This is a genomic window from Croceicoccus sp. (genome assembly GCF_983967925.1).
The window spans coordinates 73942-86953 of record NZ_CFETID010000010.1; the positions used below are offsets into that span (position 1 = coordinate 73942).

General features: G+C 66.7%; 14 protein-coding genes. 8 read left to right on the plus strand and 6 right to left on the minus strand.

Going from position 1 to position 13012, the window contains the following annotated elements:
- The first annotated feature begins 47 nt into the window (after positions 1 to 47).
- Positions 48 to 1118 carry a class I SAM-dependent methyltransferase gene (locus AC4FIJ_RS07740; protein WP_490336133.1) on the plus strand — a complete coding sequence of 357 codons (1071 nt, stop codon included), beginning with the start codon at positions 48 to 50 and terminating at the stop codon, positions 1116 to 1118.
- Positions 1119 to 1144: 26 nt separating this feature from the next.
- Here AC4FIJ_RS07740 and AC4FIJ_RS07745 read toward each other — a convergent pair whose 3' ends face one another.
- A complete protein-coding gene (locus AC4FIJ_RS07745) occupies positions 1145 to 1708 on the minus strand; it encodes a DUF1993 domain-containing protein (RefSeq protein ID WP_490336165.1) in 564 nt (187 codons plus the stop codon).
- A 44-nt stretch (positions 1709 to 1752) separates the two neighbouring features.
- Entirely contained in the window at positions 1753 to 2361 is a 609-nt protein-coding gene (locus tag AC4FIJ_RS07750; RefSeq protein ID WP_490336134.1) for an HNH endonuclease, read from the minus strand.
- A gap of 331 nt (positions 2362 to 2692) precedes the next feature.
- Here AC4FIJ_RS07750 and gluQRS point away from each other — a divergent pair, with 331 nt between their 5' ends.
- The 4 genes from gluQRS to AC4FIJ_RS07770 all read left to right on the plus strand — a co-directional run bounded on the left by gluQRS (position 2693) and on the right by AC4FIJ_RS07770 (position 4786).
- Positions 2693 to 3577, plus strand: coding sequence for a tRNA glutamyl-Q(34) synthetase GluQRS (gene gluQRS, locus AC4FIJ_RS07755; RefSeq protein WP_490336135.1), 885 nt, complete (start codon positions 2693 to 2695; stop codon positions 3575 to 3577).
- Entirely contained in the window at positions 3574 to 3801 is a 228-nt protein-coding gene (locus tag AC4FIJ_RS07760) for a hypothetical protein (RefSeq protein ID WP_490336136.1), read from the plus strand. The genes gluQRS and AC4FIJ_RS07760 overlap by 4 nt, the downstream gene beginning before the upstream one ends.
- Positions 3802 to 3817: 16 nt before the next feature.
- Positions 3818 to 4396, plus strand: coding sequence for a cob(I)yrinic acid a,c-diamide adenosyltransferase (locus AC4FIJ_RS07765; RefSeq protein WP_490336137.1), 579 nt, complete (start codon positions 3818 to 3820; stop codon positions 4394 to 4396).
- Positions 4397 to 4462: 66 nt separating this feature from the next.
- Positions 4463 to 4786, plus strand: coding sequence for a hypothetical protein (locus AC4FIJ_RS07770; RefSeq protein WP_490336138.1), 324 nt, complete (start codon positions 4463 to 4465; stop codon positions 4784 to 4786).
- Here the strand turns inward: AC4FIJ_RS07770 and AC4FIJ_RS07775 are convergent, their stop codons facing one another.
- Together AC4FIJ_RS07775 and mutS are read right to left on the minus strand one after the other, a co-directional pair.
- The gene (locus AC4FIJ_RS07775; RefSeq protein WP_490336139.1) at positions 4787 to 5206 is read right to left on the minus strand and encodes a YidH family protein; all 420 of its coding nucleotides are present in this window, start codon (positions 5204 to 5206) and stop codon (positions 4787 to 4789) included.
- Between the two features lie 41 nt (positions 5207 to 5247).
- The gene (gene mutS / locus AC4FIJ_RS07780) at positions 5248 to 7866 is read right to left on the minus strand and encodes a DNA mismatch repair protein MutS (protein ID WP_490336140.1); all 2619 of its coding nucleotides are present in this window, start codon (positions 7864 to 7866) and stop codon (positions 5248 to 5250) included.
- Positions 7867 to 8126: 260 nt separating this feature from the next.
- Here mutS and AC4FIJ_RS07785 point away from each other — a divergent pair, with 260 nt between their 5' ends.
- Positions 8127 to 10400 (plus strand): NADP-dependent malic enzyme, encoded by a 2274-nt coding sequence (locus tag AC4FIJ_RS07785; RefSeq protein WP_490336141.1) that lies wholly within the window; start codon positions 8127 to 8129, stop codon positions 10398 to 10400.
- 54 nt (positions 10401 to 10454) lie between these two features.
- On the opposite strand, the gene AC4FIJ_RS07790 is transcribed toward AC4FIJ_RS07785, so the two are convergent.
- The gene (locus AC4FIJ_RS07790; protein WP_490336142.1) at positions 10455 to 10844 is read right to left on the minus strand and encodes a GFA family protein; all 390 of its coding nucleotides are present in this window, start codon (positions 10842 to 10844) and stop codon (positions 10455 to 10457) included.
- A 4-nt stretch (positions 10845 to 10848) separates the two neighbouring features.
- Positions 10849 to 11550: an NAD-dependent deacylase gene (locus AC4FIJ_RS07795; protein WP_490336166.1), complete on the minus strand. Its 702-nt coding sequence runs from the start codon at positions 11548 to 11550 to the stop codon at positions 10849 to 10851.
- Between the two features lie 35 nt (positions 11551 to 11585).
- On the opposite strand from AC4FIJ_RS07795, the gene dapB reads away from it, so the two are divergent.
- Positions 11586 to 12314 carry a 4-hydroxy-tetrahydrodipicolinate reductase gene (gene dapB / locus AC4FIJ_RS07800; RefSeq protein ID WP_490336143.1) on the plus strand — a complete coding sequence of 243 codons (729 nt, stop codon included), beginning with the start codon at positions 11586 to 11588 and terminating at the stop codon, positions 12312 to 12314.
- Positions 12314 to 12991, plus strand: coding sequence for an endonuclease III (nth, locus tag AC4FIJ_RS07805; RefSeq protein ID WP_490336144.1), 678 nt, complete (start codon positions 12314 to 12316; stop codon positions 12989 to 12991). The genes dapB and nth overlap by 1 nt, the downstream gene beginning before the upstream one ends.
- The last annotated feature ends 21 nt before the right edge of the window (positions 12992 to 13012 follow it).

Genomic DNA, 13012 nt, shown 5'->3' on the forward strand with positions numbered 1-13012 from the left:
GCCGTGGCATCATCGTGCGGCGGGGTGAAAGACAACGAAGAGTGTCGATGGACGGCAAAACGCAGAATCTGGAGCGATTACGGACGCATTTCGGCGGTTTCGTGCAGCGCGCAGGCGACGATCCGCGGCGGCTGCTAGGCCTTGCGAAAAGCGCGGAGCGGCTTGGGCTGTGGGTACAGTCGCGCCAGTTGCTGCTGCGTGCGCGGGCCAGCGCCGAGCCGGGATCGAAGCTTCACCGCGAGATTCGTGACTGGATAGCGGGGGCCATACCCTCGTGGCACTGGTCGATGCTGCGCGACGAGGCGCGCAATGCGGCCTTCGAACGCGCGATCCGGCGCGCGGTCAGGCCGGGCGACCGGGTGCTCGACATCGGCACGGGATCGGGCCTGCTTGCCATGATCGCGGCGCGTGCGGGTGCGGGCGAAGTTGTCGCCTGCGAAAAGGACCCGCTGCTGGCGGATGCGGCGCTCCATATCGTCAGGCGCAACGGGCTTTCGGATCGCATCCGGGTCGTTGCGGCCAGTTCGCAGGATCTCGATCCCGCTGACGATGCGATCGGTAGCTTCGACGTGATCATCGGCGAAGTGCTGGGCAATGATGTGCTGCACGAAGGCATGCTGCCGACGATGAAAGACGCTGCCTCGCGCCTGCTGCGCCCCGGCGGGCGCATGGTGCCGCCAACCGCCGAAGCGCGGATTGCCCTGTGCCACTGGACCCGCTTCGCCCCGCTGGAGCGCGTGTCGGGTTTCGATCTGGCCGATATCAACCCGCTGATGATGGCGACCCGCAGGCTGAACGCGGATCAGGGCGACCTGGCGCTGCGCAGCAATCCGGCGGCGCTGTTCACCTTCGACTTTGCCGATCCTGACATGCTTGAAACGGGTGAAAACCGCGTGCTGCTGGAAGGCACGGGCGGGGCGGCGAATGGCGCGGTGCAATGGCTGCGCATCGATCTGGGCGGGTCGGACACTTACGAGAACCATCCGCTTTCAAACGGCGAGTCGCACTGGCGGCCTTTGTTCTATCCGTTCGAAAGCCCCATCGACACGGCGCCGGGCGCACTCGTCGCGATAGAGGGTTCGCACGACGCACACTCGGTCCGGATCAGGCCGGGCTAGCGGCTCCGCTCATTTGGCGTGGGCGATCAATCTGCGGGCTCGTCCTGCCGCACGAAGGGCAGCATGTTCGCGCAGTAATCCGCCTTGCCCAGCGCCACGCCCTTGTGCCGCAGGATCGCATAGGCGGCCATCAGGTGGAAATAAAACTGCGGCAGCGCCCAGTCGCGCGCATATTGCTGCGCGGTCAGGTCCAGCACCATGCCATTGGGCAATGCATGCGCCAGCGCGCCATCGGGATCGGCGTCCAGCGTGTCCGCCCCCAGCGCCTCCACCTCGGCAATCGTGGCGGCGATCAGCACCTGCGCATCGGCGATGGTGCCGGGATTGTCGCCCGCCGCGCGCCCCTGTTCGACGATGGCGGCGACGCGCTCGGGAAACGGCTTGTCCTGCAGCCTGTGCAGCGCCTCGAGCACCTGCACGCAGGCAAAGCGCAGCTGCGTCGCCAGCGGGAACATGTCGTCCGCCAGCCGCGCCGACAGCAGTATCTCCGCTTCATCGGCAGGCAATTCGGCCTTCGCCTTGTCGAGCCATGCCGACAGATTGGTCAGCAAAGGCACATAGGTAGGCGCAAGAAGATTGGTGAAGGAAATCATGGGGTCCGGGGCGGTTTTCGCGTCTTGCGGCAGGATCGCCGCTATTCCTCCAGCTCGATATCCCAGTACAGCCAGTCGCGCCACGTCTCGTGCAGATAGTTGGGCGGAAAGCCGCGCCCCTTTTCCTGCAGCTGCCAGCTGGTCGGGCGGATCGGGTCGACATGCAGGTGCATATGCGCCTGCTTCGGCGTGCGCCCGCCCTTCTTCATGTTGCACGGCGCGCAGGCGGTGACGATGTTCTCCCAGCTGGTCTTGCCGCCCAGACGGCGCGGCAGCACGTGGTCGAAGGTCAGCTGCTTGGGGCTGCCGCAATATTGGCAGCAGAACCGGTCGCGCAGGAACAGGTTGAACCGGGTGAAGGCCGGGAACTGCGACGGCTTCACGAATTCCTTCAACGCGATCACGCTGGGGATCTTCATGTCGAGTGAGGGGGAATGCACCTCGCGGTCATAGCTGGCGACGATGGCCACCCGGTCGAGGAACACCGCCTTGATCGCGGTCTGCCACGGCCACAGGCTTAACGGATAATAGGAAAGCGGCGTGTAGTCGGCGTTGAGGACAAGGGCAGGGCAACTCGCAAGCTTGCGGACGGGATCATCGTCCGCGCTGGCGAGCCTGGCCTTCTGTTCGATCAACTCAGCCCGAAACATATCCTTTGCCGCGCCTCCCTTTGAGCGGAAGGCCTTTGGACAGCCCTCCCACGGTGCGCCACGGCGGTATGCAGCCACACGGCTGCCCGGAACATCACATTGCCAATAGCGCCGGTACGGGGCGCTGACTGGCAGGGTTGGATGACCGCATGATGACGCATGACAATGCAATTGCTGCCCTGACCGGCCTTGCGGGTCAAGATGGCGCGAGGGCCGCTTTCCACAGTCCGTGCACATGATGTGCCGTGTTTGTGCCCCTGTTGTCCGCATTTTGCCCACGATCTGTCCGCAGGCTTGTACACAGGAGGCGCGCGCGGCAGAGACATGCGCGATGATCGTCACCCGCTTCGCGCCCAGCCCCAACGGCCCGCTGCACCTTGGCCATGCCTATGCGGCCATCGTCGCGCACGACCGGGCGCGCGAGAGTGAAGGCCGCTTCCTGCTGCGGATCGAGGATATCGACGGCGCGCGCAGCCGCGGCGAATTCGCAGAGGCCGCGCTGGAGGATCTGCGGTGGCTCGGACTCGACTGGGACGGCGAGGCGATCCGCCAGTCCTCGCGCATCGCCGCCCATGCCGGGGCGCTGGAAAGGCTGAAGCACGAGGGCCTCGTCTATCCATGCCGCTGCACCCGCGCCGAAATCGCCGCAGCAGCGACGCAGATGGGTCCGGATGGGCCGGTCTATCCCGGCACCTGCCGCGGACAGCATATCGCCACCGACCGCCCCGTCGCATGGCGGCTCGACATGGCAGAGGCACTGCGCCGTTCCGGACCGCTGACATGGCAGGACGAGATCGCAGGCATGGTCCGCGCCGCGCCCGAAATCTTCGGCGATGTCGTGCTGGGCCGCAAGGATGCGCCGGGCAGCTATCACCTTGCCGTCACGCTGGACGATGCGGCGGACGGCATCACAGTGGTCACGCGGGGCATGGACCTGTTCGCCTCCACCCATGTCCACCGCCTGCTGCAGGCGCTGCTGGGCCTGCCGGTGCCGGTGTGGCACCACCATGGGCTGCTGCTGGAACCAAATGGGCACAAGCTGGCGAAGCGGCGCGGATCGCCGTCGCTGGCGCAGCGCAGGCTGGCGGGTGAGGACGGCGCGGCGCTGGCGCGGCAGTTGCGCGCGGGCGTGTTTCCGGGCGACCTGACCTTAGGGGCAGGGGGCTATGGGGGGACTGGCACTATCGCCTCATCGTCCCTATCTGGGCAGCCATGAATACATTCCTCGCCATCGTCATTGCCATTCTGGCCGTCATGGTCGTCGTCTCGCTGGTGCGCGGTATCGTCGCGTTTCTGCAAACGACGCGGCTCGACCTCGAAGGCGGGGAAGAGCGGGTGAAAATGATGCAGGAACGCCAGAACAAGGCGATGTTCGCACGCATCAAGTACCAGGCCGCCGCCATTGCCGTGGTCGCGCTGCTGCTGCTGATCGCGCGCTGAGCGGCGCGCATCCCGCATGGTCCGGCTGAACAGGATATACACGCGCACGGGCGACGACGGCACCACCGGCCTTGTCGACGGATCGCGCCTGCCCAAGCATCACGCCCGCATGGAAGCCATCGGCGCGGTGGACGAGGCCAATAGCGCCATCGGCCTTGCCGCGGTCGCGCTGCCCGGGGATCCCATCGCCGATACGCTGCGCCGCGTTCAGAACGATCTGTTCGACCTTGGCGCCGACCTTGCCACGCCATTGGGAGAGGGCGAGGATTTCGCCCCGTCCGAAATGGTGCTGCGCATGGTGGAATCGCAGACCGCATGGCTGGAAAGCGCCATCGACGATGCGACGGGCAACCTCGAACCGCTGACCAGCTTCATCCTCCCCGGCGGCAGCGAAGCCGCCGCGCGCCTGCACGTCGCCCGCGCCAGCGCGCGCCGCGCCGAACGCAGCGTGGTCGCCATGGCCGCAGAAGTACCGGTCAATCCCGCCGCCAGCGCCTATATCAACCGGCTGTCCGACCTGCTGTTCGTGCTGGCCCGGCTTGCCAATGACGGCGGCAGCGACGACGTGATGTGGGTGCCCGCCGGAAACCGGTGAACCCGGAACAAGCGCCCCCCGCCATCCGTTTGTCCTGCAAAGCCCCCTAGCAACAGGACAATTATCATGGCCGATCCCCGCAACGACCTTCCGCCCGAAACGGTGAACGACGAACAGGTCGACAAGGACGCACAGGCGCAGACCGTCGCCGCACAGGCAAAGGGCCGCAGCCCGTCGAGCTTTGGCCTCGATGAGGATAGCGAAAAGGCCATCGGTTCGATCACCAGCGACGGCGACGGCAAGGAAGACCTTGTCGATCACATCAAGCAGATGGACCGCGGCGGCATCGACATGTCCGCCTATCGCGGCGAGCCGAACATGGACGACAACGAACAGAAATACGGCAAGCGCAATGTCATGAAGGACGAGCCGGGCAATTCCGAGAGCTGATCAGCCGCCGGGCAAATCTTCCAGCAGGAACCAGATCGCCCCGATCAACGTCAACGCCCCGGCGCAGACCGACCACGCGATATAGCGAAGGTGCGGCGCGCCGGGGCGATCGACGGCATGGCCGCTCATCCTCTCCAGCGCTTTGCGCGCGCGATGCGCCGCCACGAATGCCAGCGCCACCGCCAGCACGATGAAGATCGAGGCGATGGCGCGCGCCACCCACCACGGCTCCACCGCGCCGAACAGCGCCTTGAAACCCAGCCCGATCGCGATGGCGCCGAACGCGGTGCGGATCCAGCCCGCGAACGTGCGCTCGACCGCCATGACGGTGCGGTCCTCGGCCATATCGGTGCGGTCATGGGCAAGATCGTCGCTGTCTTCGCTTTCGGCCTTGCCGTTATAGGGATCGTCCTCGGCCATACAGGCTTAACCGCCGCACGAAGGATCGGGTTCCGAACCCGTCAGTCCCCCGCCTCGGCCTTCAACCTGTAGAGCATGTCCAGCGCCTCGCGCGGGGACAGCGCGTCGACATCCAGATCGCGCAGCGCCTCGCGCAGCGTGTCGCATTGTTCCTCCGCCGCTTCCGCCGCCGCCGCGAACAAGGGCAATTCGCCCAGCCCCGCCGCCAGCCCGCCGGTTTCAGCGCGGCCCTTCTCCAGCTTTTGCAGCACCGCCTTGGCCCGCGCGATCACCGGCGCGGGCAGACCTGCCAGCCGCGCCACCGACAGGCCATAGGATCGGTCCGCAGGCCCCTCGGCCAGCTCGTGCAGCAGCACCAGATCGCCCTTCCACTCGCGCGCCCGCACATGGTGCAGCGACAAGGCCTCGCAGCTCTCGGCAAGGCGCGAGAGCTCGTGGTAATGCGTCGCGAACAGGCAGCGCGATTTCAGCGTCGTGTGCACGCTTTCCGCCACCGCCCATGCCAGCGCCAACCCGTCATAGGTGCTCGTTCCCCGCCCGACCTCGTCCAGGATCACGAAACTGCGGTCGGTGGCCTGCGACAGGATTGCGGCGGTCTCTACCATCTCGACCATGAAGGTCGAGCGCCCGCGCGCCAGATTGTCCGACGCGCCCACGCGGCTGAACAGCCGGTCGACCAACCCGATCCGCGCCGCCTCCGCCGGCACGAAGCCGCCCGCTTGCGCCATCAGCACGATCAGCGCGTTCTGCCGCAGAAAGGTCGACTTGCCGCCCATGTTCGGCCCGCCGATCAGCCACAGCCGCGACCTTTCCGACAATTCGCAATCATTGGCGACGAACCGCTCGCCCGCGCGGGACAGCGCGTCCTCGACAACCGGATGGCGGCCCGCCCGGATGTCCAGCGTCTGGCTGTCCTCCACCTCGGGCATGACCCAGCCCGCATGTTCGCCCGCGCGCTCGGCCCAGCCGGCACACACGTCGATCCGCGCCAATGCCTGAGCGGTGGCGGCAATCGCCTCGCGAGCCTCGACTGCCGTCGCCACCAGTTCCTCGAAATGCGCGTCCTCGGCCACCAGAGCGCGACCGCCCGCCTCGGCGATGCGGCTCGCTTCCTCGTGCAGCGCCAGCGCGTTGAAGCGCACCGCGTCCTTCATCGTCTGGCGGTGGGTGAACCCGCTCTCCGCCGCCATCAGCGCATCCGCATGGCGGGCAGGCACCTCGATGAAATAGCCCAGCACGCCGTTATGCTTGATCTTCAGCGTCGCGATGCCGGTCTGCTCGCGATATTTCGCCTCCAGCGCCGCGATCGCGCGGCGTCCGTTCTTCGCAATGTCGCGCAGCTCGTCCAGCCCGGCGTCATAGCCTGCCGCGATGAAGCCGCCCTGCGCCCGCTCGGTCGGCGGCGTTTCGACCAGCGCGCGGCTGAACAGCTCGATCAGCGCGCCGTGCCCCTGCAGGCGCGGCAGCAGCGCCTGCACCAGCGGCGGCATCTCGCCCCGCCGCGCCAGCCGGTCCTGCAGGCCAAGCGCCACGTTCAGCCCGTCGCGCAGCTGCCCCAGATCGCGCGGAGAGCCACGCCCCGCCACGATCCGTCCCAGTGCGCGCCCGATATCGGGCAGGGCGCGGAGTTCATCGCGCACCGCCTCGCGCAGCAGCGGGTCATCGTGCAGCCAGCCCACCGCCGCCAGCCGCGCGCGGATCGCCTCGACATCGCAGAGCGGCGCCGACAGATCCTCGGCAAGCAGCCGCGCCCCCGCGCCGGTCAGGCAGCGGTCGAGGCCATCGATCAGGCTGCCCTTGCGCGTCCCGCCTGCGGATACCAGGATTTCCAGCGATCCCCGCGTCGCCTCGTCCATCGCCAGATGCCCGTCCGCCGACCGCGCCCGCGGCGGCAGCAGCAGCGGCAATGTCCCGCGCCCGACATGGTCGAGATAGGCGATCAGGCCCCCGGCAGCCGCCAGCGCGGCGCGGTCGAACGCGCCGAACCCGTCGAGCGTCGCGACCCCGTGCAATTCCTTCAGCCGCGCCTCGCCCTTGTCGCTTGCGAATTCGCGGGCAGGGCGCAGGATTGCGTCTTCGGGAAGCGGATCGGCATCCTCCGGCGCGACAATCTCTGCCGCGCCAATGCGCGCCAGCGCCGCGCCTAAAGCCTCGGGCGCCACGCTTTCCAGCGCCATCTCGCCGGTCGAGATATCGACCGCCGCGATGCCGATCGTCCCGCGCACCGGCGCGATCGCCGCCAGCACATTGGCCCGCCGCGCTTCCAGCAGATTATCCTCGGTCAGCGTGCCCGCGGTCACGAAACGCACGATGTCGCGCGCCACCAGCGCCTTGGACGCCCGCCCTTCGGCCCGCGCACGTTCCTTGGCCTCGGCGGGCGTCTCGGTCTGCTCGGCAATCGCGACCCGAAGCCCTGCGCGGATCAGGCGCGCAAGGTAACTCTCTGCCGAATGCACCGGCACGCCGCACATCGGGATCGGCGCTCCATCATGTTCCCCGCGTGATGTCAGCGCGATGTCCAGCACCTGCGCGGCCCGCTTCGCATCCTCGAAGAATAGCTCGAAGAAATCGCCCATGCGGTAGAACAGCAGGCAATCGCCCGCCTTCTCCTTCAGCGCCAGATATTGCGCCATCATCGGGGTGACCGTTCCGCCTGCCATGGGCGAGAGCGTTAGCGACGCAGGCTCGATTCGGCCAAACCTCGCCGCGGCGCTATCCCCGGACATGCTGACCCCCGACATTCTGGCCCCCGACATTTTGGCGTGGGTCATGCTTGACCGGGATTTGTCCGACTATTACCGCAAGGGCAGCGGCGAAAATCGCAATGCAAACCCCTGTCGCTTGGCGGCGAATGGGCTATAGGCGCGCCAGCATCACATCGCGCGCAGCCCTTGGAGAGGGGCAAGAGGAGCAACCGACCTTGACCAGTGACGGTACCAACAAGCCCGACGTTTCCTTTACCGAGCGCGAGGCGCTGTTCTATCACGAGACGATCCGTCCCGGTAAGATCGAGATCATCGCCTCCAAGCCGATGGCGACCCAGCGCGACCTTTCGCTGGCCTATTCCCCCGGCGTTGCCGCCCCGGTGCAGGCGATCGCGGACGATCCGTCGATGGCGGCGCGCTACACCGCGCGTTCCAACCTTGTCGCGGTGATTTCCAACGGCACCGCGATCCTGGGCATGGGCAACCTCGGCGCGCTGGCGTCCAAGCCGGTGATGGAAGGCAAGTCGGTGCTGTTCAAGCGCTTCGCCGACGTCGATTCCATCGACATCGAGCTGGCGACCGAGGATCCCGAGGCGTTCATCAACGCGGTCGCGCTGATGGAGCCGACCTTTGGCGGCATCAACCTCGAGGACATCAAGGCGCCCGAATGCTTCATCATCGAGCAGGCGCTGCGCGAACGCATGAAGATCCCGGTCATGCACGACGACCAGCACGGCACCGCGATCATCGCCGCCGCCGGCCTGATCAACGCGTGCCACATCACCGGACGCAAGCTGGAAGACATCAAGATGGTGGTGAACGGCGCGGGCGCGTCGGCCATTGCCTGCACCGCGCTGATCAAGGCGATGGGCGTGAAACATGACAACGTCATCATGTGCGACCGTTCCGGCCCGATCTATCCGGGCCGCGACGACGTGGACCAGTGGAAGAGCGCGCATGCGGTCGAAACCAAGGCCCGCAGCCTGGAAGAAGCGCTGGTCGGTGCGGACGTGTTCCTCGGCCTGTCGGCGGCGGGCGCGCTGAGGCCCGAATGGCTGGAAGGCATGAACGACCAGCCGATCATCTTTGCCATGGCCAACCCGATCCCGGAAATCCTGCCCGAGGAAGCCAAGAAGGTGAAGCCGCGCGCGATCATCGCGACGGGCCGCTCGGACTATCCGAACCAGGTCAACAACGTGCTGGGCTTCCCCTTCATCTTCCGCGGCGCGCTCGACGTGCGCGCCACCGCCATCAACGAGGAGATGAAGATCGCCGCCGCCGAGGCCATCGCCGAACTCGCCCGCGAACGCGTGCCCGACGAGGTCGCGGCGGCCTACGGCGTCGACCACCAGTTCGGGCGCGAATATATCATCCCCGCCCCGTTCGACCCGCGCCTGATGGAGCGCGTCTCCGCCGCGGTCGCCAAGGCCGCGATGGACACCGGCGTGGCGCAGGGCACCATCGAGGATTTCGAGGCTTACAAGCTCTCGCTCAAGGCCCGGCTCAACCCCACCACCTCGGTCCTGACCAAGGTGTACGAGGATGCGAAGAAGAACCCCAAGCGCGTCGTCTTTGCCGAGGCGGAGGAGGACGTTGTCATCCGCGCCGCGATCCAGTTCCGCGATTTCGGCTATGGCCACCCGATCCTGGTGGGCCGCACGCAAGCGGTGCGCGACAAGCTGATCCAGCTGGGCGTCGACGATCCCGACAGTTTCGAGATCCAGAATTCCGCCGACAGCGACCACGTGCCCGCCATGGTCGAGCATCTCTACAATCGGCTGCAACGCCGCGGCTATACCGAGCGTGACGTGCGCCGCATGGTCAATCAGGATCGCAACATCTTCGGCTCGGCGCTGCTGGCGATCGACGCGGGCGATGCGATGATCACCGGCCTGACCCGCCCCTTCGCGCAGACCGCCAAGGAAGTGGCTACCGTGCTCGACCCCAAGGAGGGCGAGGTGCCCTTCGGCATCCATCTGATGATCGGCAAGAACTATACCGTGTTCCTTGCCGACACCACGATCAACGAACGGCCCGATGCGGCCATGCTGGCGCATATCGCGCGTCAGACCGCCAAGGTCGCGCGCCGTCTGGGCCACGATCCGCGCGTGGCGTTCCTGTCCTATTCGACCTTCGGCAATCCGTCGGGCAAATGGCTGGAAAACATCCGCGACGCGGTCCACATCCTCGACGAGGAAGGCGTGGACTTCGAATATGAAGGCGAAATGGCCCCAGACGCGGCGCTCAATCCGACGGTGATGAAGCTCTATCCGTTCAGCCGCCTGTCCGCGCCTGCCAACGTGCTGGTGATGCCGGGGCTGCAATCGGCGAACCTGTCGGCCAAGCTGCTGCGCGAACTGGCGGGCGCGTCCACCATCGGCCCGATGATGATCGGCATGGAAAAGCCGGTGCAGATCGCCCCGATGACCGCGATCGCGCCCGACGTGCTGACGCTGGCGGTGCTGGCGGCGGCCGGGGTCCTGAGCTGAGGCGCGTGATTAGCGGGAAGGCCGGCCGCGCCCTCCCGCTTCACGGATGCTTCTTCACAGATTTTGCGGCAGATCGTCCGCGATATCGTAGTAATCGCTCTTTTCGGCGGTGAAGATATGGGCGTGCGCCCGCGCGCCTGTCGGCCCGTCGAAGGCGCCCACGGCGACGGCGGTCCAGTCCCGTTCCAGCGGATCCCAGAACAAGGTCGATCCGCAGCGCGTGCAGAACCCGCGCCGCACCTTGGCCGACGACTGGTACCAACCCAGCGATTCCATGCCCGAAATTGACAGATCCGCCTCGGCAATATCGGCAGAGGCGAAGCTATGGCCCGATTGCTTGCGGCACGCGCGGCAATGGCAGATGTCGGGCGCGGGCAGATCGCCCTTCACGGTAAAGCGAACCGCGCCGCACAGGCATGATCCGTTATGCCGGGAAGGCTCCACCCGCCTAGTTACCCAGCACTTCGTCGACCCACACCGGGACCAGCTCGCTTGCCGGGCCCAGCCGCGTCTCGTCGAAAAAGCGCGATCCCTTGCTTGGTTCGAGGTTCAACTCCAGCGTGCGCGCCCCGTTCGCCTTTGCCTCGCGCACGAAGCCCCCGGCGGGATAGACCGCGCCCGACGTGCCGATCGACACGAACAGGTCGCAATCCGCCAGCGCCTGATAGATGCGGTCCATCTGATAGGGCATCTCGCCGAACCACACGACATCGGGGCGCAGCGCGCTCTCGCCGCATTCGGGGCAGGGCGGGCGGGTGATCAGCGGACCGGTCCACGGCGAACGCACATCGCAGGCGGTGCACCATGCGTTCAGATGCTCGCCATGCATGTGCAGCACATTGGCTGCACCCGCCCGCTCGTGCAGATCGTCGACGTTCTGCGTCACGATCAGCAATTCGCCGTCCCAAGCCGCGTCCAGCCGCGCCAGCGCGTCATGCGCCGGGTTGGGCTGCTTCTGCTGGATCGCCTCGCGCCGCATGTCATAGAACCGCAGCACCAGCTCGGGGTCGCGGGCAAAGCCCTCGGGCGTGGCGACATCCTCCACCCGGTGCTGTTCCCACAGCCCGCCTTCCGAACGAAACGTGTCGATCCCGCTTTCGGCGGAAACACCCGCGCCGGTCAGGATCACGATATTGCGAACTCGCTCCATGACCGCCATGAAGCACGCCGACCAAGGAGAATGCAATGGCAGCTATCGGTATCGTCGGCTCGGCAGGGCGCATGGGGCAGGCTTTGGCCGCCGCCATAGACGAGGCGGGCGAGACACAGGCAGGCGGCGCGGACCGGGGCGACGACGTCGGCGCGCTGGCGGGCAAGGCCGATGCGCTGGTCGATTTCTCCACGCCGGGCGCGCTGGCGGATACGCTGGACGCCTGCGTAAAGGCGGGCATCCCGCTGCTGATCGGCACCACCGGGCTGAGCGCGGAGAACCATGCCGCCATCGACGCGGCGGCGCGGACCATCCCCGTGCTGCAGACCGGCAATACATCGCTGGGCGTCACCATGCTGGCCGCATTGGTCGAACAGGCCGCCGCGCGGCTGGGCGACGACTGGGACATCGAGATTGTCGAGATGCATCACCGCATGAAGGTCGACGCCCCCTCGGGCACCGCGATCCTGCTGGGCGAGGCTGCCGCCAAAGGACGCGGCATCGATCTTGCCGCCAACACCGAAAGCGGCCGCGACGGCCACACCGGCGCGCGGGCCACCGGCGCCATCGGCTTCGCGGCCCTGCGCGGCGGTACGGTCGCGGGCGAACACAGCGTCATCCTGGCCGGAGAGCAGGAGCGCATCACCATATCCCACAGCGCCGAGAATCGCGCGATCTTCGCACGCGGCGCGGTCAAGGGTGCCAAATGGCTGATCGGCAAGCCCGCAGGCCGCTACACCATGAACGACGTGCTGGGCCTCTGATGGCGGAAAAAAGAGGCCACGCGCCGAAGAACAAGGCGGAGATCTTCGAATTCTTCCGCCTGCTGGCCGAGGATAATCCCGACCCGCAGACCGAGCTGGAATTCGGCAACGACTACCAGCTCGTCGTCGCGGTCGCCTTGTCGGCGCAGGCCACCGATGTCGGCGTCAACAAGGCGACGAAGAAACTGTTCGCCGAGGTAAAGACCCCGCAGCAAATGCTCGAGCTGGGCGAGGACGGGCTGAAGGAGCACATCAAGACCATTGGCCTGTTCAATTCCAAGGCCAAGAACGTGATCGCCCTGTCGCAGATGCTGATCGACACCTTCGGCGGCACCGTGCCGGACGACCGCGATTCTCTGGTCAAGCTGCCCGGCGTCGGGCGCAAGACCGCCAATGTCGTGCTGAACTGCGCGTTCGGACAGCCGACCTTCGCGGTCGACACCCATGTCTTCCGCGTCTGCAACCGCACCGGCGTGGCCAAAGGCAAGACGCCCGACAAGGTCGAGGCGCAGCTGGAGAAAAAGGTCCCCGAACCCTTCCGCATGGGCGCGCATCACTGGCTGATCCTGCACGGCCGCTATCTCTGCAAGGCGCGCACGCCCGAATGCTGGCGCTGCCCTGTGGTCGACCTGTGCGGCTACAAAGACAAGGTGCTGGAGAAACCCAAGACTCGCTGACCGGCTTGGAAACGGCAAGCA

Bases quoted from the DNA above. Each gene is read 5' to 3' on its own strand.
- AC4FIJ_RS07760 (WP_490336136.1), top strand. From the start codon at position 3,574: ATGAATACATTCCTCGCCATCGTCATTGCCATTCTGGCCGTCATGGTC.
- AC4FIJ_RS07765 (WP_490336137.1), top strand. From the start codon at position 3,818: ATGGTCCGGCTGAACAGGATATACACGCGCACGGGCGACGACGGCACC.
- dapB (WP_490336143.1), top strand. From the start codon at position 11,586: ATGGCAGCTATCGGTATCGTCGGCTCGGCAGGGCGCATGGGGCAGGCT.
- nth (WP_490336144.1), top strand. From the start codon at position 12,314: ATGGCGGAAAAAAGAGGCCACGCGCCGAAGAACAAGGCGGAGATCTTC.
- mutS (WP_490336140.1), bottom strand. From the start codon at position 7,866: ATGGCAGGCGGAACGGTCACCCCGATGATGGCGCAATATCTGGCGCTG.
- AC4FIJ_RS07795 (WP_490336166.1), bottom strand. From the start codon at position 11,550: ATGGAGCGAGTTCGCAATATCGTGATCCTGACCGGCGCGGGTGTTTCC.
- gluQRS (WP_490336135.1), top strand. From the start codon at position 2,693: ATGATCGTCACCCGCTTCGCGCCCAGCCCCAACGGCCCGCTGCACCTT.
- AC4FIJ_RS07775 (WP_490336139.1), bottom strand. From the start codon at position 5,206: ATGGCCGAGGACGATCCCTATAACGGCAAGGCCGAAAGCGAAGACAGC.
- AC4FIJ_RS07740 (WP_490336133.1), top strand. From the start codon at position 48: ATGGACGGCAAAACGCAGAATCTGGAGCGATTACGGACGCATTTCGGC.
- AC4FIJ_RS07750 (WP_490336134.1), bottom strand. From the start codon at position 2,361: ATGTTTCGGGCTGAGTTGATCGAACAGAAGGCCAGGCTCGCCAGCGCG.
- AC4FIJ_RS07770 (WP_490336138.1), top strand. From the start codon at position 4,463: ATGGCCGATCCCCGCAACGACCTTCCGCCCGAAACGGTGAACGACGAA.